Source organism: Streptomyces sp. NPDC090994, assembly GCF_044768905.1.
Lineage (GTDB): Bacteria > Actinomycetota > Actinomycetes > Streptomycetales > Streptomycetaceae > Streptomyces.
Genome location: NZ_JBIVWS010000001.1, coordinates 207,926 through 228,040, shown reverse-complemented (window position 1 = coordinate 228,040; position 20,115 = coordinate 207,926). Strand labels below are relative to the sequence as shown.

20 protein-coding genes are annotated in these 20,115 nt (G+C 72.5%); 9 read left to right on the top strand and 11 right to left on the bottom strand.

Annotated features, from left to right (window positions below):
* Positions 1–3: 3 nt before the first annotated feature.
* Together ACIQR3_RS01045 and ACIQR3_RS01040 are read right to left on the bottom strand one after the other, a co-directional pair.
* Entirely contained in the window at positions 4–513 is a 510-nt protein-coding gene (locus ACIQR3_RS01045; RefSeq protein WP_403532540.1) for a hypothetical protein, read from the bottom strand.
* A gap of 34 nt (positions 514–547) precedes the next feature.
* Positions 548–1,663, bottom strand: a complete 1,116-nt coding sequence (locus ACIQR3_RS01040; protein ID WP_403532538.1) for a magnesium and cobalt transport protein CorA — start codon at positions 1,661–1,663, stop codon at positions 548–550.
* A 517-nt stretch (positions 1,664–2,180) separates the two neighbouring features.
* Between ACIQR3_RS01040 and ACIQR3_RS01035 the strand changes: the two genes are divergently transcribed.
* Positions 2,181–2,777, top strand: coding sequence for a suppressor of fused domain protein (locus ACIQR3_RS01035; protein ID WP_403532536.1), 597 nt, complete (start codon positions 2,181–2,183; stop codon positions 2,775–2,777).
* Positions 2,778–2,799: 22 nt separating this feature from the next.
* Here the strand turns inward: ACIQR3_RS01035 and ACIQR3_RS01030 are convergent, their stop codons facing one another.
* Positions 2,800–4,023: an MFS transporter gene (locus tag ACIQR3_RS01030; RefSeq protein WP_403532534.1), complete on the bottom strand. Its 1,224-nt coding sequence runs from the start codon at positions 4,021–4,023 to the stop codon at positions 2,800–2,802.
* Positions 4,024–4,201: 178 nt separating this feature from the next.
* On the opposite strand from ACIQR3_RS01030, the gene ACIQR3_RS01025 reads away from it, so the two are divergent.
* The 3 genes from ACIQR3_RS01025 (at position 4,202) to ACIQR3_RS01015 (ending at position 6,590) form a co-directional block, all read left to right on the top strand.
* Positions 4,202–4,843: a DUF6758 family protein gene (locus ACIQR3_RS01025; RefSeq protein WP_215172291.1), complete on the top strand. Its 642-nt coding sequence runs from the start codon at positions 4,202–4,204 to the stop codon at positions 4,841–4,843.
* A 175-nt stretch (positions 4,844–5,018) separates the two neighbouring features.
* Complete coding sequence (locus ACIQR3_RS01020; protein WP_403532531.1) at positions 5,019–5,876, top strand: PHP domain-containing protein; 858 nt, start codon at positions 5,019–5,021, stop codon at positions 5,874–5,876.
* A 108-nt stretch (positions 5,877–5,984) separates the two neighbouring features.
* Entirely contained in the window at positions 5,985–6,590 is a 606-nt protein-coding gene (locus ACIQR3_RS01015) for a MarC family protein (RefSeq protein ID WP_215172295.1), read from the top strand.
* Positions 6,591–6,722: 132 nt separating this feature from the next.
* Here ACIQR3_RS01015 and ACIQR3_RS01010 read toward each other — a convergent pair whose 3' ends face one another.
* Positions 6,723–6,875, bottom strand: a complete 153-nt coding sequence (locus ACIQR3_RS01010; protein ID WP_215172297.1) for a hypothetical protein — start codon at positions 6,873–6,875, stop codon at positions 6,723–6,725.
* A gap of 214 nt (positions 6,876–7,089) precedes the next feature.
* Between ACIQR3_RS01010 and ACIQR3_RS01005 the strand changes: the two genes are divergently transcribed.
* Positions 7,090–7,986 (top strand): NYN domain-containing protein, encoded by an 897-nt coding sequence (locus tag ACIQR3_RS01005; protein WP_215172299.1) that lies wholly within the window; start codon positions 7,090–7,092, stop codon positions 7,984–7,986.
* 4 nt (positions 7,987–7,990) lie between these two features.
* Here ACIQR3_RS01005 and ACIQR3_RS01000 read toward each other — a convergent pair whose 3' ends face one another.
* Positions 7,991–8,995 (bottom strand): NADP-dependent oxidoreductase, encoded by a 1,005-nt coding sequence (locus ACIQR3_RS01000; RefSeq protein WP_403532528.1) that lies wholly within the window; start codon positions 8,993–8,995, stop codon positions 7,991–7,993.
* A gap of 164 nt (positions 8,996–9,159) precedes the next feature.
* Between ACIQR3_RS01000 and ACIQR3_RS00995 the strand changes: the two genes are divergently transcribed.
* A complete protein-coding gene (locus ACIQR3_RS00995; RefSeq protein WP_403533921.1) occupies positions 9,160–9,786 on the top strand; it encodes a TetR/AcrR family transcriptional regulator in 627 nt (208 codons plus the stop codon).
* A gap of 46 nt (positions 9,787–9,832) precedes the next feature.
* On the opposite strand, the gene ACIQR3_RS00990 is transcribed toward ACIQR3_RS00995, so the two are convergent.
* Together ACIQR3_RS00990 and ACIQR3_RS00985 are read right to left on the bottom strand one after the other, a co-directional pair.
* Positions 9,833–10,705, bottom strand: coding sequence for an alpha/beta fold hydrolase (locus ACIQR3_RS00990; RefSeq protein WP_403532526.1), 873 nt, complete (start codon positions 10,703–10,705; stop codon positions 9,833–9,835).
* Between the two features lie 103 nt (positions 10,706–10,808).
* Positions 10,809–13,550: a DEAD/DEAH box helicase gene (locus ACIQR3_RS00985; RefSeq protein ID WP_403532524.1), complete on the bottom strand. Its 2,742-nt coding sequence runs from the start codon at positions 13,548–13,550 to the stop codon at positions 10,809–10,811.
* A gap of 517 nt (positions 13,551–14,067) precedes the next feature.
* On the opposite strand from ACIQR3_RS00985, the gene ACIQR3_RS00980 reads away from it, so the two are divergent.
* Positions 14,068–14,838 (top strand): ferritin-like fold-containing protein, encoded by a 771-nt coding sequence (locus ACIQR3_RS00980; protein ID WP_403532522.1) that lies wholly within the window; start codon positions 14,068–14,070, stop codon positions 14,836–14,838.
* Between the two features lie 227 nt (positions 14,839–15,065).
* Here ACIQR3_RS00980 and ACIQR3_RS00975 read toward each other — a convergent pair whose 3' ends face one another.
* The 4 genes from ACIQR3_RS00975 to ACIQR3_RS00960 form a co-directional block, all read right to left on the bottom strand.
* A complete protein-coding gene (locus ACIQR3_RS00975) occupies positions 15,066–15,335 on the bottom strand; it encodes a hypothetical protein (protein ID WP_403532520.1) in 270 nt (89 codons plus the stop codon).
* Positions 15,336–15,524: 189 nt separating this feature from the next.
* Positions 15,525–15,752: a DUF3107 domain-containing protein gene (locus ACIQR3_RS00970; RefSeq protein WP_215172720.1), complete on the bottom strand. Its 228-nt coding sequence runs from the start codon at positions 15,750–15,752 to the stop codon at positions 15,525–15,527.
* A gap of 191 nt (positions 15,753–15,943) precedes the next feature.
* The gene (locus ACIQR3_RS00965) at positions 15,944–16,600 is read right to left on the bottom strand and encodes a TetR/AcrR family transcriptional regulator (protein ID WP_403532518.1); all 657 of its coding nucleotides are present in this window, start codon (positions 16,598–16,600) and stop codon (positions 15,944–15,946) included.
* Positions 16,601–16,779: 179 nt separating this feature from the next.
* Positions 16,780–17,004 (bottom strand): hypothetical protein, encoded by a 225-nt coding sequence (locus ACIQR3_RS00960; RefSeq protein WP_403532516.1) that lies wholly within the window; start codon positions 17,002–17,004, stop codon positions 16,780–16,782.
* 274 nt (positions 17,005–17,278) lie between these two features.
* Between ACIQR3_RS00960 and ACIQR3_RS00955 the strand changes: the two genes are divergently transcribed.
* Together ACIQR3_RS00955 and ACIQR3_RS00950 are read left to right on the top strand one after the other, a co-directional pair.
* Positions 17,279–18,301 (top strand): alpha/beta fold hydrolase, encoded by a 1,023-nt coding sequence (locus ACIQR3_RS00955; RefSeq protein ID WP_403532515.1) that lies wholly within the window; start codon positions 17,279–17,281, stop codon positions 18,299–18,301.
* Between the two features lie 665 nt (positions 18,302–18,966).
* A complete protein-coding gene (locus ACIQR3_RS00950; RefSeq protein WP_403532513.1) occupies positions 18,967–20,061 on the top strand; it encodes a DUF3152 domain-containing protein in 1,095 nt (364 codons plus the stop codon).
* Positions 20,062–20,115: the final 54 nt, after the last annotated feature.

The following is a 20,115-nucleotide window of genomic DNA, read 5'->3' as shown; positions in this document are numbered from 1 at the left end:
TTCCTACCGCTTGCGCCGCTTCCACAGCAGCCGGGGCAGCCCCGCCGGTACCGGCTCCCGCGTGGTCGCCGGTGTGGGCAGCGGCGCCTCGGCCAGGGAGCCGTCGGGCAGCGGCGTCGTCGTCCCCGTCGGCTCCAGCCGCAGCACGCGGCACTCGCGCGCCCAGCGCTGGGGCATCGTCTCGGCGTCGGGGGCGTTGAGCCGCTTGCCCTTCAGCTCGTCGACGGCCCCCTGCCACGCCTCGGAGCCGGCCGCCAGCTCCGCGACCCGGGCCGTCCAGGCGACCAGCCGGCCGCCCTTGTCCTTGCTGCGGACCGTCACCTCGGCCGTGGCCCCGTCGGTCAGGGACGGCAGCGGCTGCTCGCCGGGCCCGTCGCCGACGACACAGGCCGCGCCCTCGTGCCAGACGTGCCACAGCGCGCGGGCCGGGCTCCCGGGGCCCGCGACCCAGATGAGGCCGGACTTCTTGGTGGCCTCCTCGACGAGGGCCTGGTCGAGCAGCTCGCTTGTCATGCCCGCCAGCCTAACGAGACCCGCCCGAGGGGGGTCACAGCCAGCCGTTGCGCTTCAGCGTGCGGTGGATGCCGAAACAGATGGCGACGGTGACGCCGAGGACCATCGGGTAGCCGAACCGCCAGTGCAGTTCGGGCATGTGATCGAAGTTCATGCCGTACACCCCGCACACCATCGTCGGTACGGCGACGATCGCGGCCCACGAGGTGATCTTCCGCATGTCCTCGTTCTGCGCGACGGACGCCTGGGCGAGGTTGGCCTGGAGGATGGAGTTGAGCAGCTCGTCGAAGCCGATGACCTGCTCGTGCACCCGGGCGAGGTGGTCGGCGACGTCCCGGAAGTACTTCTGGATGTCGGGGTCGACCAGCCGCATCGGCCGCTCGCTGAGCAGCTGCATGGGCCGCAGCAGCGGGGAGACCGCCCGCTTGAACTCCAGGACCTCCCGCTTGAGTTGGTAGATCCGCCCGGCGTCGGTGCCGCGCGGGGAGCCCTTGCGGCCGGGCGAGAACACCTCGGTCTCGACCTCGTCGATGTCGTCCTGCACGGCGTCGGCGACCGCGATGTAGCCGTCGACGACGTGGTCGGCGATGGCGTGCAGCACCGCCGAGGGGCCCTTGAGGAGCAGCTCGGGGTCGTCCTGCAGGCGGTGGCGCAGCGCGCGCAGCGAGCCCTTGCCGCCGTGCCGGACGGTGATGACGAAGTCCCGCCCGGTGAAGCACATGACCTCGCCGGACTCGACGACCTCGCTGTTGGCGGTCAGTTCGTCGTGGTCGACGTAGTGGACGGTCTTGAAGACGGTGAACAGGGAGTCGTCGTACCGCTCCAGCTTGGGCCGCTGGTGGGCGACGACGGCGTCCTCCACGGCCAGCGGGTGCAGCCCGAACTCGCCGGCGATCCCGGCGAACTCGTCCTCGGTGGGCTCGTGCAGCCCCATCCACACGAACCCGCCGTCGCGGCGCACCTGGCGCATCGCCTCGTGCGGGCTGAGCGGGGCGTCGGTGTGGACGCGGCGGCCGTCGCGGTAGACGGCGCAGTCGACCACGGCCGAGGCGGAGGCCGGGTCGCGGGTGGTGTCGTAGGCGCCGCTGTCCTTGCGCGGCGGCACGCGGGAGGGGCGGACCGCGGCTCGCAGGTCACGGATCATCGACATGGCAGGCTCCTTCGCTACGGGCAGCGAACGGCGGCCGGGGCGACGGGTGGAACCACCCGGAATGAGGACGTCCTGTACTTACGCGAGCCCGGTACGTACGCGTGCCCGGCGCGTCCACAAAGCGGGGAGCACCCCACCGTCGCGGTGGCGTGTCTTCACTGCTGGTTCACATGAGTTCTCATGAGTGAGACGAAGTGCTCTTCCGCAGGAAAGCGCGCGGCTGACGGAAGGCGGCGACCGGCGGGATTCCGGAGGCGGCGACGTCAGCGGCCGGAAGAGCGGGTGGTACTGCACGGTCGACTTCGGTCCATGCCAGCCCCACCTCCTCCGGCCGGTCCCTCGTAAGGGACGTCCATTCCCTCGTTTAGAGGGGTTCCCCGTAGGGGAGTCTCCAACGCAGCGACGGGACTTGCGCTCCGCGCTTGTGCGGGCTGCCCGACGACCGGCCCAGAGTACCAGCCGCCGCTTGTGTCAAGGTGCCGCTTTGCCTCGTACTGACGAGTTCTATGCTCGCGGCATGACAGATGTTCTTCCTCTGGTCGAGGCCCGGTTGCGCAGCGCGCTCGGCGAACCGGACGCCCGCGCGGGGGTCACCTTCCTCGGCACGGACCGTATCGAGGTGCTCCGCTTCCATGCCTCGGGCCAGGACGGGAGCGTCGTCCGCTACGCCACCCTGGGCATGTCCGCGCAGCCGATGGCGGACCCCACGGCGGTGCTCGCCCACCCGGTCGAGGGGCCCCGCGCCGAGCTGGTCCTCTCCGTCCGCGCCGGCCTCGCCGACACCGACAAGGTGCTCCGTCCGCTGGCCGTGCTCGCCGCGTCCCCGCAGGTCGAGGGCGTGGTCCTGGCTCCCGGCGCCTCGCTGGACCTGGGGAAGCCGCTGTGGCCCGGGGCGCCGTTCACCTCCGTCCTGGTCGCCGAGCCGGGCGGTCTGGTGGCGGACCTGGAACTGGACGCGCCGCTGGACCCCGTGCGCTTCCTGCCGCTGCTGCCGATGACGCCCAACGAGGCCGCCTGGAAGCGGGTGCACGGCGGACAGGCGCTCCAGGAACGCTGGCTGACGCACGGTACGGACCTGCGCGACCCGGCCCGCGGGTCCGTACCGCTGGGGTGACCTGACTCACCCCGCGGGGGCGTCAGCCGGCGAACGCCGAGACGCCGTCCTCGGTGGCGTGCTTCGGCTCCAGTTCCTCGGCCTTGTGGGTGAGGGACCGGCGGCGTACGGCGACCACGGCCGCGCCGAGCACCGCGGTGACCGCCGCCACCACGAACGGGACGTGGATGTCGGTCCACTCCTCGATCTTCGGTGCGAAGTACGGGGCCGCGGCGGCGGCGAACCAGCGCACGAAGTTGTAGCCGGCGCTGGCCACCGGACGCGGGGCGTCGGAGACGCCGAGGGCCAGTTCCGTGTAGACGGTGTTGTTCACGCCGATGAAGGCGCCGGACAGGATCGTGCAGACGACCGCCGCGGTGTGGTTGCCGTAGCCGAGCACGAGCACGTCCGCCGCCAGCAGCACCAGCGAGCCGCCGAGCACCTTCAGCGAGCCGAACCGCTGCTGCATGCGCGGCGCCACGAGCACCGAGAAGACGGCCAGCAGCACGCCCCACGCGAAGAACACGGCACCCGACTTGTACGGCGTCATGTTCAGCACGAACGGGGTGAAGGCCAGCACGGTGAAGAACGTGTAGTTGTAGAAGAACGCCGAGATCGCGGCCGAGGCGAGACCGCCGTGGCCGAGCGCCCTGACCGGGTCGAGCAGCGAGGTCTTGCGGGCGGGCTTCGGCTGCTCCCGCAGGAACGCCGCGATGCACAGGAAGCCGACCGCCATCAGGAACGCGGTGCCGAAGAACGGGTAGCGCCAGCTCGCGTCGCCGAGCACCGCGCCCAGCAGCGGGCCGCAGGCCATGCCGAGGCCGAGGGCGGACTCGTAGAGCAGGATCGCCGCGGCGCTGCCGCCGGCCGCCGCGCCGACGATGACCGCGAGGGCGGTCGAGACGAAGAGCGCGTTGCCCAGGCCCCAGCCGGCCCGGTAGCCGACCAGCTGGCCGACCGTGTCCGAGGTCCCGGCCAGGCCCGCGAAGACCACCACGAAGGCGAGGCCGAGCAGCAGGGTCTTCTTGCCGCCGATCCGGCTGGAGACGAAGCCGGTGACCAGCATCGCGATCGCGGTGATCAGGAAGTACGAGGTGAAGAGCAGGGAGACCTGGCTGGCGCTCGCGTGCAGTCCGGTCGCGATGGACGGCAGGATCGGGTCGACCAGGCCGATGCCCATGAAGGCGACGACGGACGCGCCGGCGGTCGCCCAGACGGCCTTGGGCTGCCTGAGGATACTGCCGGCCCCCGCTTCGAAGGGGTCCATGCTGGCTCCAATGCGCAGAGATGGTTGGTGTTTACATACAATAAGTTAGGTCAGCTAAATGATGCAAACTACATCTACTTTTGGCTGGTCAGCGGGGCGTCAGGGCGGCCCTCGCCGGCGCCTCCGGACGGGTGATCGTCCTTGACGCGGCGGGGCCGGGGTAGGACCGTGGGGCTCTATGAGGGGCGAACCCAGTTGCCCGAAGTGCGGTGGCCGGGTCAGGGCGCCCGGTCTCTTCGCCGATTCCTGGCAGTGCGATGTGCACGGCGCGGTCCACCCGGTCCAGCCCGTGATACCGCCGAGCGTCGAAGCCCTGGAGGTCGTGGTCCACCGCACCCAGGTGCCGGTGTGGATGCCGTGGCCGCTGCCGGTCGGCTGGCTGTTCACGGGCGTGGCCTGCGCGGGCGACGACCGCAGCGGCGGACGCGCGACGGCCGTGGCCTGCTCCGGGCCCGGACCGCTCGGGGGCGTCGGCGAGCTGATCCTGGTGGCCGAGGAACTGGGGGTCGGACTCGGCGCGTACTACGCCGGTCTGGACGGGCCGGACCCGGGACCCTCCCTGGACGTCGAGAAACCGCCGCAGGCCAAGGTGCTCGCCGCCGGCCGCCCGACCCCGCTCTGGCACGTCTCCGGCGCGCCCGTCGACCGGGCCGTCTTCGCGGGCGAGGCGCTCGGCATGTGGCTGTGGGCCGTGGTCTGGCCCGAGCAGTCCGGGCTGCTGATGTACGACGAACTGGTGCTGGCGGACCTGCGGGAGGCGGGGGCGGAGGTGGAGCTGGTGCCGTGCGGGGCGCTGTCACCGCGGTTGCTTCAGCCGTAGCCCCTGGGGGCAGCCGTAGTACCTGGGTGGCGTGGCGCCTGGCTGCTCCCTGGTGGCGTGAGCGCACAGGGGGCTTGTAGGGGGCTCTCAGGGGCAGTGGGTGTGACGGGGGACGGTGGGAATCCGGTTATCCTTTCTTCGTCCGCTTCTCTTCCGTCGCCGTCTGGAGCCCGCCGTGCGCATCGATCTGCACTGCCACTCCACCGCGTCCGACGGTACGGACACCCCGGCCGAGCTGGTGCGCAACGCCGCCGCGGCCGGGCTGGACGTGGTCGCGCTGACCGACCACGACACCACCCGGGGCCACGCCGAGGCGATCGACGCGCTGCCCGCGGGGCTCACGCTGGTCACCGGCGCCGAGCTGTCCTGCCGTATCGACGGCGTCAGCATGCACATGCTCGCCTACCTCTTCGACCCCGAGGAGCCGGCCCTGCTCGCCGAGCGGGAGCTGGTCCGGGACGACCGGGTGCCGCGCGCCAAGGGCATGATCGCCAAGCTCAACGAGCTGGGCGTGCCCGTCACCTGGGAGCAGGTCGCGCGGATCGCCGGCGACGGCTCGGTCGGGCGTCCGCACGTGGCCTCCGCCCTCGTCGAGCTGGGTGTCGTACCGACCGTGGGCGACGCCTTCACCCAGGACTGGCTGGCCGACGGCGGCCGGGCCTTCGTGGACAAGCACGAGACCGACCCCTTCGAGGCCATCCGGCTGATCAAGGGCGCGGGCGGCGTCGCGGTGTTCGCGCACCCGGCCGCCGCCAAGCGCGGGCGTACGGTGCCGGAGTCGGCGATCGCCGAGCTGGCCGCCGCCGGGCTCGACGGCATCGAGGTCGACCACATGGACCACGACGCCGGGACCAGGGTCCGGCTGCGCGGTCTCGCCGATGAGCTGGGGCTGCTGGTGACCGGGTCGAGCGACTACCACGGCAGCCGGAAGACCTGTGTGCTCGGCGAGTACACGACCGACCCCGAGGTCTACGGGGAGATCACGCGGCGTGCGTTCGGGGCGTTCCCGGTGCCGGGGGCCGGCGGGGCCTGAGGCCCGCGTCCGTCCGCGCCTCCGTTCCGAGATCCGTACCTCCGTCCCGAGACCCGTACTCCCGCCGCGCACCCGTGCGCGTACCTCCGCAAGGTCAGTAGCTCACCCATGTTCGACATCGCCGTCTTCGGTTCTCTCTTCCTGACCCTTTTTGTCATCATGGATCCCCCTGGGATCACCCCGATCTTCCTGGCCCTGACCGCCGGTCGGCCCGGCAAGGTGCAGAAGCGGATGGCGTTCCAGGCCGTCTGTGTCGCCGGCGGCGTGATCACCGTGTTCGGGCTGCTCGGGCACCAGATCCTGGACTATCTGCACGTGTCGGTGCCCGCGCTGATGATCGCGGGCGGACTGCTGCTGCTCCTGATCGCGCTGGACCTGCTCACCGGCAAGACGGACGAGCCCAAGCAGACCAAGGACGTCAACGTCGCCCTCGTACCGCTCGGCATGCCGCTGCTCGCCGGGCCGGGCGCGATCGTCTCCGTGATCCTCGCGGTGCAGAAGGCCGACGGGGTGAGCGGTCAGCTGTCGGTGTGGTCGGCGATCCTCGCCATCCATGTCGTGCTGTGGCTGGTGATGCGGTACTCGCTGCTGATCATCCGGGTCATCAAGGACGGCGGTGTGGTCCTGGTGACCCGGCTCGCGGGCATGATGCTCTCCGCGATCGCCGTGCAGCAGATCATCAACGGCGTCACGCAGGTGATCCAGGGGGCGTGAGGGCCGCGGGGCCGGCCGCAGGGCCGGCCGCGGGGCCGGCCGCAGGGTCTCAAGGGCGGTGGACGCGACCGGGCCCCCGTGTACGACGTGCGTACGCGGGGGCCCGGACGGAGCGGTGTGAACGATCCGCCGCTACGAGGCCGTGGTCTCGGCCGGGCGGATCCACAGGCGCTGCCCGATGGCGGCGGCCTGCTGGACTATCCGGTTGACGGAGGCGGCGTCCACGACTGTGCTGTCCACGGGCGTGCCGTCGATGTCGTCGAGTCGCATGACTTCAAAGCGCATGGCCTCTCCCTTCGTCTGGTCATCCTCCTGAGGAGAACTACTGAGGGGATCCCCAAGGGTCATCGGTGCCCGGGGTTCCACAGCTAGTCAACGGGCCGGATGTTACAAACATTCCCTACGCTAAAGAAATTTTTCGAAAGACTAATTACCGGCTGGTACAAGACTGATCGGGACCGGTTGTGTTCGCTGCGTGACCGCCGGGACAATGGAGGTGATGAACGACGACCTCGCATCCCTGCCCGACCGCATCGAACGCACCAACGAGCTGCTCCAGCGCATGCTCGCCGAGGTGGCGAAGACGCCCTCCACCCACGCGATCTTCGTGGACGCGGGATACCTGTACGCGGCGGCGGGACGACTGGTCGCCGGGACCGAGGACCGCCGGGCCTTCGACCTGGACGCCGAGGGACTGATCGAGGCGCTCATCGACCGGGCGCGCACCATCTTCGCGGACAGCCGGCTGCTGCGGGTCTACTGGTACGACGGCGCCCGGCGCCGCATCCACACCGCCGAGCAGCAGTCCATCGCCGAGCTGCCCGACGTGAAGGTACGGCTGGGCAACCTGAACGCCAACAACCAGCAGAAGGGCGTCGACTCCCTGATCCGCAGCGACCTGGAGTCCCTCGCCCGGCACCGCGCGATCAGCGACGCGGCCCTGCTCGGCGGCGACGAGGACCTGGTCTCCGCGGTCGAGGCCGCCCAGGGGTACGGCGCCCGCGTCCACCTCTGGGGCGTCGAGGCCCCCGAGGGGCGCAACCAGGCCGACCCGCTGCTCTGGGAGGTCGACAGCCAGCGCACCTTCGACCTGGACTTCTTCAAGCCGTACGTCTCCAGACGCACCCTGCCCGTCTACGAGGCGACGGGCACGGGCCGGCCGACCCGGGAGAACGTCCGCTTCGTCGGTTCGCAGATCGCGGCGAAATGGCTGGCGTCCCGGGGCCGGGAGGCGCTGGTGGAACTCCTCGACGGCCACCCGTACCTGCCCGGCCCGGTCGACCAGGACCTGCTGGTCGAGGCCGAGGGGCTGCTCCAGTACTCCCTGCGCGGCCAGCCCGACCTGCGGCGGGCGCTGCGGGACGGGTTCTGGGAGTACGTGCAGACGCAGTACTAGCCGGTCAGGCGCGGTGTTTGTCGCCTTCGGCGGTCGGTGGGCCGACCCGCACGACGAACTTCCCGCGTACTCCGCCGGCCTCCAGGGCCCGGTGGGCCGCCGCGGTCTCCTCCAGTGGGAAGACGGTGTCCACCACCGGGCGCAGCGCGCCGTCCGTGACATGGCGGGCGACGTCGTCGAGGAGGGCACGCTTCGGGTTGCCGCTGAAGGCTCGCACCCGGCCGCGCCCGTGCAGGACGGCACTGGCCGCGAGGTATCCCAACGTCACGGCGACGCGCGCGGGGTCGACGGTGATCGTGACCATGCGCCCGCCGGGTCGCAACAGGGCCCGGTAGGCGGGCAGTTCGGTGCCCACGGTGTCGAGTACGACGTCGAAGCGGCCGAGGTCCGCGGGCCGCACGGTCCGGTGGTCGACGGCTTCCAGGGCGCCCAGTTCGCGGACGAAGTCCAGGTTGGCGGCGCGGGCCAGGCCGGTCACCTCGGCGCCACGCGCCCGGCCGAGCTGGACGGCGACGCTGCCGACCCCGCCGGCCGCGCCGCGCACCAGGAGGCGTTCGCCGGGGCGCAGCGCGGCCTTGTCGCGCAGCGCGGTGACGGCGGTGGTGCCCACTCCCGGGAGTGCGGCGGCCTCGACCAGGTCCAGTCCGTCCGGCACCCGCCCGATCCGGTCGGCCGGTACCGCCACGTACTCGGCGGCGGTGCCCTTCGGGGAGCGGCCGGCGGTGCCCCATACGCGGTCGCCGACCGCGTACGCGCTCGTGCCGGTGCCGGTGCCGGTGTCGGTGCCGAGTGCCGCGATCTCGCCGGTGAAGTCGATGCCGGTGCGCTGCGGGAACTTCGAGCCCGTGATCAGGCGGGTGCGGCCGGACCGGGCCAGCAGTTCACCGCCGTTCACGCTGAAGGCGCGGACCCGGACCAGTACCTCGCCGGGCGCGGGCTCCGGACGCGGCAGCTGACCCACGTAGAGCACCTCGGGGCCGCCGAAGCGGTCGTACAGTACGGCTTTCATCGTTCTCTACCTCGACCTCTGCGGAGATGTGGGGATGCGGGAGCGGGGAGTGGGGGGCGGGGGTGTGGCCGAGCGTAGGGTGACAAGTGGACGGCAGCGTCCACTTGTGGCGGAGGTGAGAGACAGTGGGGGGCGAAGCTTCTCGGTTCGGGGAGGCGGGTGGGCTGCGGGTGGACGCGCGGCGCAATCGGCGGCGGATTCTGGTGGCCGCCCGTGAGGTGTTCGCCGAGCACGGCATCGACGCGCCGATGGCCACCGTGGCCCGACGGGCCGGCGTCGGCGTCGCCACGCTCTACCGGCGCTTCCCGACCCGGAACGACCTGGTGCACGCGGCCTTCGAGGACCAGGTGCGCGCCTGTCGCCAAGTCCTCGCGGAGGCCGTGACCGACCCGGACCCCTGGCACGGATTCCGGCGGCTGGTCGAGACGGTCTGCCGGTTGCAGCGGGAGGAACGGGGGTTTCCCGCGGCGTTCGTCGCGGCCTTCCCCGACCGCTCGCGGGACCGGGTGCGGGAGTACGCGGAGGCCGAGCGGCAGCTCATGACCCTGATCCGCAGGGCGCAGGGGGCGGGCGCGTTGCGGCCCGACTTCCACCCCTCCGACCTCGGGGTGGCCCTGCTGGCGCACTGCGGCATGGTCACCGCGCTGCCCGACGACGCCGCGGCGTCGCGGCGGCTGGTGGCCTACTTCCTGGAGGCGTTCCGCGCCCGCCCGGCCCGCGCGACGCTGCCCCCGCCGAGCGCGTTGCGCCTGGACAGCTTTCCGATGGCGGCTGACGGGGGGCGGGGGTGAGGTGGGTGATCCCGGCGGTCCGGGTGGGGTGGCTGGTGCGGTGGGTTCACCGGGCCGTGGTGCGGTCCCAGAAGTCGGCGAGGGCCGTGGCGGTGGGCAGCGGCTGATCGGCGTTGGGGGAGTGCTCGGCGCCGGCGATCACGGTCCGGTGCGCGTCCAGCCGTACGGCCATGTCGTCCAGGAGCGGCACCGGCCAGGTGTCGTCGCGTTCCCCGGAGAGCACGTGGAACGGCAACGGTACGGCCGAGAGTTCCGCGACGCGGTCCGGTTCGGTGCACAACTGCCCCCCTCCGGCCAGGAGTTGCGCGGGGGCGGTGCCCAGCCAGCGGAGCCGTAGCCGCTCCTCGTCGACCGGGCCGCGGACGGGCCCGCCGACCTCCTCGGGCGGTCCCATCGCCTGCATCGTCTCCCAGACCTCCGCCATCGTCAGCACGGCGAGCGCGTCCCGCAGCAGTTTCACGCGCTGCCGCTGGGGCGCCGAGATCCGCGCCGGACCCGAGGACATCAGGGTGAGGGAGCGGAACGGGCTGTGGTCGAGGAGGACGGCCGCGCGGGCGATCTGACCGCCGAGGGAGTGACCGAGCAGATGCACCCGGGTGCCGAGGGCGGCGGCCTGGGCGAGCACGTCCCGCGCGAGTTCCCGCTGGGCGTACGCGGACTCGTCGTGCCGGGGGCCGTCGGACTCGTACTGTCCCCGCCCGTCCACGGCCACCGTGCGGTACCCGCGTGCGGCCAGCGGCTCGTGCAGCAGGGTGAAGTCCTCCTTGCTGCCGGTGAAGCCGGGCAGCATCAGCACGACGCCGTGCGGCTCGACTCCTTCGGCCACGGGTGAGTCGACGGCGGCGAACTCGCCGCGCGCCGTCCGCAGCCGGTACGTGCGGGCGCCGGGGGGCGGGGCGAAGGCGGCGTTCCTGCTCACGGGGTGAGGGTATCCGGGGTGCCGCGGGTGCCGGGGCGGGGGTGACGCCGTCGGCCCGGCACCGCGCGGGGCGGTACCGGGCCGACGGGGGGAGGGGTGGGGATCAGCTCTCCGGGGACTCCGGGGACTCCGTGGACTTCGAGGACTCCGGGGCCGTGGCCGCCGCCGCGGTCTTGCGGGTGCGGCGCGTCTTGGGCTTGGGCTCCGTGTCCTCGGCCGCGGGCTCGGTGGCCGGGGTGGTGGCCTTCGCCGCGGTCTTGCGGGTGCGGCGGGGCTTGGTCCCGGCTTCGGCTTCGGCTCCGGGTTCGGATTCCGGTGCGGTCTGGGCCGGGATGCCGGCGGTGGTGGCCGTGGTGGCCGTGGTGGCCGCCGTGGTCTTGCGGGTGCGGCGGGCCTTGGGCTTGGTCTCGGCCTCTGTGGCTTCGGTCGCCGGTTCGGCCGTGGCGGTGGCGGTGGCCGCTGTGGCTGCCGTCTTGCGGGTGCGGCGGGTCTTCGGCTTGGCCTCGGGCTCCGCGTCCTCGGTGGCCGGTGCCGGTGCCGGTGCGGCTTCGGTGGCCTTTGCCGCGGTCTTGCGGGTGCGGCGCGGCTTGGTCGCAGTGGCGGTGGCGGTGGCGCCTTCGGCCGCGGGCTCGGTGGCCGGGGTGGTGGCCTTCGCCGCGGTCTTGCGGGTGCGGCGGGGCTTGACCTCGGCTTCGGGGTCCGGTGCGGTCTGGGCCGGGATATCGGCGGTGGCCGGGCTCGTGGTGGCCGCCGTGGTCTTGCGGGGGCGGCGGGCCTTGGGCTTGGTCTCGGTGCCTTCGGCGGTGTCGGTCGCAGCTTCGGCCGCTTCGGTGGCGGTGGCCGCTGTGGCTGCCGTCTTGCGGGTGCGGCGGGTCTTCGGCTTGGCCTCGGGCTCCGCCTCCTCGGTGGCCGGTGCCGGTACGGCTTCGGTGGCCTTTGCCGCGGTCTTGCGGGTGCGGCGCGGCTTGGTCTCGGTGGCCGTGGCGCCCTCGGCGGTCTCGACCGCCGTCTCGGCGGCAGCCGCGGTCTTACGGGTACGGCGGCGCGGCTTGGCGGCCGGGGCCTCCTCGGCCGGCGCGGCCTCGGCGACCGGCGCGGGCTCGGTGGTCACCGGTGCGGTGTCTGCCGGGGCCTCCACCGTCACGGCGGTCTCCGCCGACTTGCGGGTGCGACGGCGGCGCGGCTTCTCGGCGGGGGTTTCCAGGGCCTCCGGGGTCGCCGGGGCTTCCGGTGCCTCGGTGACGGCCGGTGCCGCCACCGCCGTAGCGGCGTCGGTGGTCTCGGTGGTCGCCACGGCCGAGCCTTCAGCCGTGGCCAGCGCGGCGTCCGCGGACTTCGCGGTCGCCACGGTCTCCGTGTCGGAGGGGCCGGACCGCGTCGTCGCGGGCAGCGGCTGACGGGTCTGGGCCCCGCCGCGGGTGCGGCGGCGCCGGCGCAGTACGCGGGGAGCGGCGTCGCCGTCCTCCGGCGCACCGCCGCCGGGCACGGCCGGAGCCGCCTCGGTGGCCGGCGAGGCCGCCGCGTCCAGCGGAGTACCGCCACGGGTACGGCGACGGCGGCGCGGCGTACGCGCCGAGCGCTCGCCCTCGCGGTCCCGGTCGGCGGAACGGGACTCGTCACGGCCGCCCCGGCCGCCGCGACCGCGGTCACGGCCGCCCCGGCCGCCGGGCTCGCCCAGGTCCTCCAGTTCCTCGGCCGCCAGCCCGGCGCGCGTACGGGCCGCGCGCGGCAGGACGCCCTTGGTGCCCTCGGGGATGCCGAGGTCGGAGTAGAGGTGGGGGGAGGTGGAGTAGGTCTCCGGCGGGTCGTTGAAGCCCAGGTCCAGCGCCTTGTTGATCAGCTGCCAGCGGGGGATGTCGTCCCAGTCGACCAGGGTGATCGCCGTACCCTTGGCGCCCGCGCGGCCGGTGCGGCCGATGCGGTGCAGGTACGTCTTCTCCTCTTCCGGCGACTGGTAGTTGATGACGTGCGTCACGCCCTCGACGTCGATGCCGCGGGCGGCGACGTCGGTGCAGACGAGCACGTCCACCTTGCCGTTGCGGAAGGCGCGCAGCGCCTGCTCACGGGCGCCCTGGCCCAGGTCGCCGTGGACCGCGCCGGAGGCGAAACCGCGCTGCTGGAGCTGGTCGGCCAGGTCGGCCGCGGTGCGCTTGGTGCGGCAGAAGACCATGACCAGCCCACGGCCCTCGGCCTGCAGTATGCGCGCGACCATCTCGGGCTTGTCCATGTTGTGCGCGCGGTAGACGAACTGCTTGGTGTTGGCCACCGTCTGGCCCTCGTCGTCCGGCGCGGTGGCGCGGATGTGCGTGGGCTGCGACATGTACCGGCGGGCCAGTCCGATGACCGCGCCCGGCATGGTGGCCGAGAACAGCATGGTCTGGCGCTTGGCCGGGAGCAGGTTGATGATCTTCTCGACGTCGGGCAGGAAGCCCAGGTCGAGCATCTCGTCGGCCTCGTCGAGGACCAGGCACTTGACGTGCTTGAGGCTCAGCTTCTTCTGTCCGGCGAGGTCGAGGAGCCGGCCGGGGGTGCCGACGATCACGTCGACGCCCTTCTTCAGGGCCTCGACCTGGGGCTCGTAGGCCCGGCCGCCGTAGATCGCGGTGACGCGCACGTTGCGCACCTTGCCGGCGGTCAGGAGGTCGTTGGTGACCTGCTGGCACAGCTCGCGCGTCGGGACGACGACGAGGGCCTGCGGGGCGTCGGTCAGGGCCTCGGGAGCGGCGCGGCCGGCCTCCACGTCGGCGGGGACGGTGACGCGCTCCAGGAGCGGGAGGCCGAAGCCCAGCGTCTTGCCGGTGCCGGTCTTGGCCTGGCCGATGATGTCCGTGCCCGAGAGGGCCACGGGGAGCGTCAGCTCCTGGATGGGGAAGGGGGTGGTGATGCCGACGGCCTCCAGGGCCTCGGCGGTCTCGGGAAGGATTCCGAGGGAACGAAACGTCGTAGTCAGGGTGCTGCCTCTTCTGTGTGCGCGGTGCGAGGCGAGCGCGGGGGTCGTGTCAGGACCGTGCCGGGGACGTCGGCTGCCTTACGGGCGAGCCGTAGACACGGGACCTCTGCCGACGCTCTAGCGCTCGAACCGCTGAGGGTCCCCCTCCGGGCTGCCGTACACAGTGGCGTACGGCCGGGAGGGCTGTCGGGCGGAGCCGATCGGGCCACCGACCGGGCATCCTCATGCGTGCGGCCCGACGAACACGTCACGTAGCCGTACGACACGTACTCGTACGTCACACACTCGGCAGGCGCATTACCACCATACCCCGGATTCGCGCACACGCGATGGCCGATTCGGTCACGTAGTCGTCGTCACACTGACTGACCAGGCCCTTACGGGCGTCGGCGGGCGAGCTATTGTGCGCTGCATGACGAGCTCTGACAAGCCTGGCACCGCCGCCGACGCCCCCGTCGAAGCCACCGGGGAAGCCCCCGCCGAACGTACCGCGGTCGCGGAGCAGGACTGGTCGGCGGCTGCCGCCGACCCGCACTACCGCGCCGCCGTCGTGGACCTGCTCGGAGCGCTCGCGTACGGCGAGCTGGCGGCGTTCGAGCGCCTCGCGGACGACGCCAAGCTGGCGCCGACCCTGTCGGACAAGGCGGAGCTGGCCAAGATGGCCTCGGCGGAGTTCCACCACTTCGAGCGGTTGCGGGGCCGGCTCGCCGAGATCGGTGAGGAGCCGACGGAGGCGATGGCCCCGTTCGTCACCGCCTACGAGAGCTTCCACAAGCAGACGGCGCCCTCGGACTGGCTGGAGGGACTCGTCAAGGCATACGTCGGTGACTCGATCGCCAGTGACTTCTACCGGGAGGTCGCGGCCCGCCTCGACACCGACACCCGGGAACTGGTGCTGGCCGTGCTCGACGACACGGGGCACGCCGGGTTCGCCGTGGAGAAGGTGCGCGCGGCGATCGACGCCGACCCGCGGGTGGGCGGCCGGCTGGCGCTGTGGGCGCGGCGGCTGATGGGCGAGGCCCTGTCGCAGTCCCAGCGGGTGGTCGCCGACCGGGACGCCCTGTCGACGATGCTGGTGGGCGGGGTCGCGGACGGCTTCGACCTGGCGGAGGTGGGCCGGATGTTCTCCCGGATCACCGAGGCGCACACCAAGCGGATGGCCGCGCTGGGGTTGGCGGCCTGATCCGACCTGATGCGGTCGGGCCGCTTGAACCTGATGCGGTCGGGCGGCTTGATTCGACCCGATCTGGCCGGCGGCTTGTTTCGACCCGATCTGGTCGGGCGGCCTGGTTCGACTTGATCTGCTCGGGCGGCCTTGTCCGGCCTGATTCCATGTGGGCTCGTCCGGTCCGGCGATGACCGGCGAGGGTCAGCGGCCGGACGTCCGGTGGAGTCGTGGGCGGCGGCCGGTCAGGCGGTCGCCGACCGGCCGCGCAGTCTCCCCGCCGGGCGCAGCAGCAGCGACAGCGAGGCCGCGGAGACGGCCGCCGAGCCCAGCAGGATCGGCAGCAGGTTCCCGGCACCCAGCGCGCTGTGCGTGACGAACGCGCCGAAGAGCGCGCCCGTGACGCCCGTCGGGAGGACGAGGGCGCGCGCCGGCAGGCGGTGCGGCAGGCGGTGGGCGGCGGCCCACGCCAGAGCCAGCCCGAGGATCGCGGCGCTGAGCGCTTCCAACAGCATGTCGGGGTCCCTCCCACACGGCCGGCCTGCTCGAACGGTCGTAGCCGTCATACCCCTGACCTGCGGAATGCAACCCTTCCCTGTGGGGGAGTTGTGCTCCGTTCGTGCAGTGGTGTGTCAAAGGGCGGCAGGGCATGCGGAAGGGCCCGGCGGTCACGTACCGCCGGGCCCTTCCGCATGCCGGTTCGGCTACAGCGCGCCGAAGCCCACCTTGCGGGGGGCCGGCTCGCCCAGCTCGACGTAGGCGAGACGGTCGGCCGGGATCAGTACCTTGCGGCCGTGCTCGTCGACGAGGCTGAGCAGCGCCGACTTGCCGGCCAGTGCCTCGGACACCACGCGCTCTACCTCCTCGGCACTCTGACCGCTCTCCAGAACGATCTCGCGGGGCGCGTGCTGCACGCCGATCTTGACCTCCACGGCTTTGTCCCTCCGACGGTCAGTGATGTGCGCGATCTTCCGCGCCGTACCCAGCACACATTAGCCCGGGGAGGGGACGTACACGCTCGGCGCGAGAACGCCAGGAGCGAACAGTCACCGGGAACAAACGACAACGGCATGCACTGATCGCCTCAGCCGACCGTCTCAGCCGACCGTCTCAGCCGACCGTCTCAGTGCTGTTCGCCACCGTGCTGTTCGCTGCCGTGCAGCGGGAAGCCGGCGATGCCCCGCCAGGCCAGCGAGGCGAGCAGCTGCACCGCCTGGTCGCGCGGCACGCTGCGGTCGCTGTGCAGCCACGAGCGGGCCACCACCTGGGCGAGGCCGCCCAGGCCGGAGGCGAGCAGCATCGACTCCGCGCGCGAGAGCCCCGTGTCCTCGGCGATCACGTCGCAGATCGCCTCGGCGCACTCGTTGGTGACCTTGTCGACGCGCTCGCGCACGGCCGGCTCGTTGGTCAGGTCCGACTCGAAGACCAGCCGGAACGCGCCGCCGTCGTCCTCGACGTACGCGAAGTAGGCGTCCATGGTCGCCCGGACGCGCTGCTTGTTGTCGCTGGTCGACGCGAGGGCGTTGCGGACGGACTGGATCAGGGACTCGCAGTGCTGGTCCAGCAGGGCGAGGTAGAGGTCCAGCTTGCCCGGGAAGTGCTGGTAGAGCACCGGCTTGCTGACGCCGGCCCGCTCGGCGATGTCGTCCATCGCGGCCGCGTGGTAGCCCTGCGCCACGAACACCTCCTGCGCGGCGCCCAGCAGCTGGTTCCGTCGGGCGCGACGCGGCAGGCGCGTGCCCCGCGGGCGTGTCGCCTCTGTCTGCTCGATGGCTGTCACGCCGCCTCCCGAAGTCGTCCTGTGCGGTGTGCGCCGCGCGGCCATCGTACTTTTCGGTAACCGTGGTGTGCGCGGTGCGAGCTGAGAATTTCATGGACCGGACGGTGGTGAAAAGGTCACAAAATGTTTTGAACGTGTGTGGTTCGGGCAGTCGTGGTCTCCTTCCTGCTCGGCGCACGTCACCGGTAGTCGTCCTCGTCGAGGGAGACCACGCGGGCCTGCTCCGCGAGATCCGCCTCGTTGGCACGGTCGGGGTCCACGCCGGTCAGCGGGTCGTCCCGGACCGGTGCGATGTCCGTCTGCTGCTCGGCCGCGTCGGCGTCCGGGGCCTCGACGCCGACGTCCTGGGTGTCCTGTGCCGCGTCGTCCTCGAAGGTCTCGGGGTCGCTGGGGTCGATGGCCATGCCGGCTCCCTTTCTGTGAACGTCCCGCCGGGAGGCGGGGGGTCAGGTGCGGGTGCCCTCTGTACGAGCCTAGGAGACACCCGATTCTGATGCTGTGCGATCTGGTGCCGTACGAGGGGGCGGAGGAGCCGAGGGGTGCAGGGGGTGTCGGGCGGTCGGGGGGTGCAGGGGGTGCAGGGGGTGCAGGGGGTGCGTGCGGGTCGTCGGACAGATGCGTCTCTCCTGTGATGCCGAACACATGAACCCCCGCGTGATCGTCTCGTAACATTGGCGCATGTCTTCGACCGAGCTGCCGTCCGTGCCGCCCGCCAACGTGCTGCCGAAGGCGGCGGCCGTCAGGGTCGCGGAAGGGGAGCGGCTCAGGTCGGTCCGGCTGCCGGGGATCACCCTGACGGTGCGGTCACGACAACCGTCCCGTGCGGAGCTCCCGCCCGCCCTGTACGTCCACGGCCTCGGCGGCTCCTCCCAGAACTGGTCGGCGTTGATGCCGCTGCTGGACGACGTCGTCGACAACGAGGCGGTCGACCTGCCGGGCTTCGGCGACTCCCCGCCACCGGACGACGGCAACTACTCGATCACCGGGCACGCGCGCGCGGTGATCCGCCTCCTCGACTCGACCGGGCGCGGCCCCGTGCACCTGGTGGGCAACTCGCTCGGCGGCGCCGTCGTCACCCGCGTCGCCGCCGCCCGCCCCGACCTCGTCCGGACGCTCACCCTCATCTCGCCGGCGCTCCCGGAGATCCGCGTCCAGCGCAGCGCCGTACCGACGGGACTGCTGGCGCTGCCCGGGGTCGCCTCCCTGTTCACCCGCCTGAGCCGGGACTGGACGGCCGAGCAACGGGTCCGCGGCGTCATGGCGCTGTGCTACGGCGATCCCGCGCAGGTGTCCGAGGAGGGCTTCCGGCACGCGGTGGAGGAGATGGAGCGGCGGCAGCGGCTGCCGTACTTCTGGGACGCGATGGCGCGCTCCGCGCGGGGGATCGTCAACGCCTACACGGTGGGCGGCCAGCACGGGCTGTGGCGCCAGGCCGAACGGGTCCTCGCGCCCACCCTGCTCATCTACGGCGGCCGGGACAAACTCGTCGGCTACCGCATGGCCCAGCGGGCGGCCCGCGCCTTCCGCGACTCGCGGCTGCTGACCCTGCCGGACGCGGGCCACGTCGCCATGATGGAGTATCCGCAGACGGTCGCCACGGCCTTCCGGGAACTCCTCGCGGACACAGCCGGGTTGGCGCCCGACGGCGACGCCCGAGGCGCCGCCGCTGACCTGCACACCGACGACAACACAGGAGGCTGAGGCGCGACGTGGGACGCCACAGCCGCCGCGGACCGGCGCCCAAGGGCGACACCGCGGACGCGACCGCAGCACGGGAACGCCGGAGCGGCCGGTCACAGGAGACGGACGGACAGCCGCGGGAGAGGAACGGACAGCGGCAGGAGGGGGGCGGACGGCCGCGGGAGAGGGGCGGTCCGGCCGTGCCGCCGGGGCAGGGGCGCCGGACGGTGCCCGAAGCCGGGCCCGGGGGTGGCGCGTCCGCGTACGGGACTCCGGCATACGGGACTCCGGCCTACGGGACTCCTGCCGACGGGACGCCTGCCTACGGGACGTCTGCCTACGGGACTCCGGCATACGGAACGCCGTCCTACGGGGCGTCGGACGCCGTCGCCGGGACACCGGCCCAGGTGCGCGGTGGACACCCTGAGCAGCGGGAACCCGGTGGGGGATGGGGCCCGTTCGGGCGACGCGGTGGTACGCCGCCCGGCGTGGCTCCCGGGCCTCCTGGGCCTCCCGCGTCCGGGGCAGGCCCTCGGCCCGGTGCCGCTCCTGGCCGCGCCGGTGTCCCCCTTCCGCGGCAGCGGCAGATGCCGCAGGCGTCGCAACCGCCACAGGCGCCTCAAGTGCCGCACGGGCCGCAGGCGTCGCAGATGCCGCAAGTGCCACAGGCGCCGCAGGGACCACGTGTGCCGGCGGGTGGGCCCCGGCAGGATTACCTCGACGCCTTCGACCAGGGCGAGGACGGCGCCTTCGCGGCTCATGCGCCGGCGCGCACCCGCGCCGCCGCGCCCGCGCCCGCCTCGTACGCCTCCGTCACCGACTGGAACGCCGAGGCCGGCCCCGTCCGCACCGTGGACGGCGCGCGCGGCGCCGACGGCGGCGCCGACGGTGACGCGCCGCTCGCCGACGAGCCCGAGGCGGCCGACGAGCCGGAGGCGCCCAAGGGTGCCAAGGGGCGGGCCTTCGTGGGCGTCGCCGCCGCGGCGGTCACCACCGTGCTGGCGATCGTGGTGGCCGGACAGGTCACCGACGGGCGTATCGGTTCGGACGCGGGATCGTCCCAGTCGGCCGCCGACCAGGCACGTGCCACCCGGGAAGCCACCGCGGACGCGGACGGACAGCAGGACCGGTCGGGGTCGGATCCCGGTTCCGGGACCGGGTCGGGCGCCTCGGCGCCGCTCACGTACGCGCAGCAGATGGGCAAGGTCTACCCGCTCAGCCCCACGCTCACGGGTTCCGGCAAGTTCGACGCGATCGAGGGCATCGCGAAGGCGCCGGGGAAGGGGCAGAAGTACACCTACCGGGTGGACGTCGAGCAAGGGCTGGACCTCGACGGCGAACTGTTCGCGGAGGCCGTGCAGAAGACGATCAACGACGACCGGAGCTGGGCCCACAACGGCGCCCGTACGTTCGAGCGCGTCCACTCCGGCAAGGTCGACTTCGTGATCACGCTGGCCAGCCCGGGCACCACCGCCGACTGGTGCGCCAAGTCGGGCCTGGACACCACGGTCGACAACGTTTCCTGCGACTCGGCCGCCACCGAGCGCGTGATGATCAACGCCTACCGCTGGGCCCAGGGCGCGGAGACGTACGGCGACGACAAGATCTACCCGTACCGGCAGATGCTGATCAATCACGAGGTCGGTCACCGTCTCGGCTACAACCACGTGACCTGCGACAAGGACGGGGACCTCGCTCCCGTCATGCAGCAGCAGACCAAGTTCCTGGAGTACAACGGGATCCGGTGCCGTCCCAACGCCTGGGCCTACCCGTCCGGCTGATCCGGCCGCCCCGTCGCATGACGTTCGGGGCCTGTTCGAACCCTTAGCGGGGTC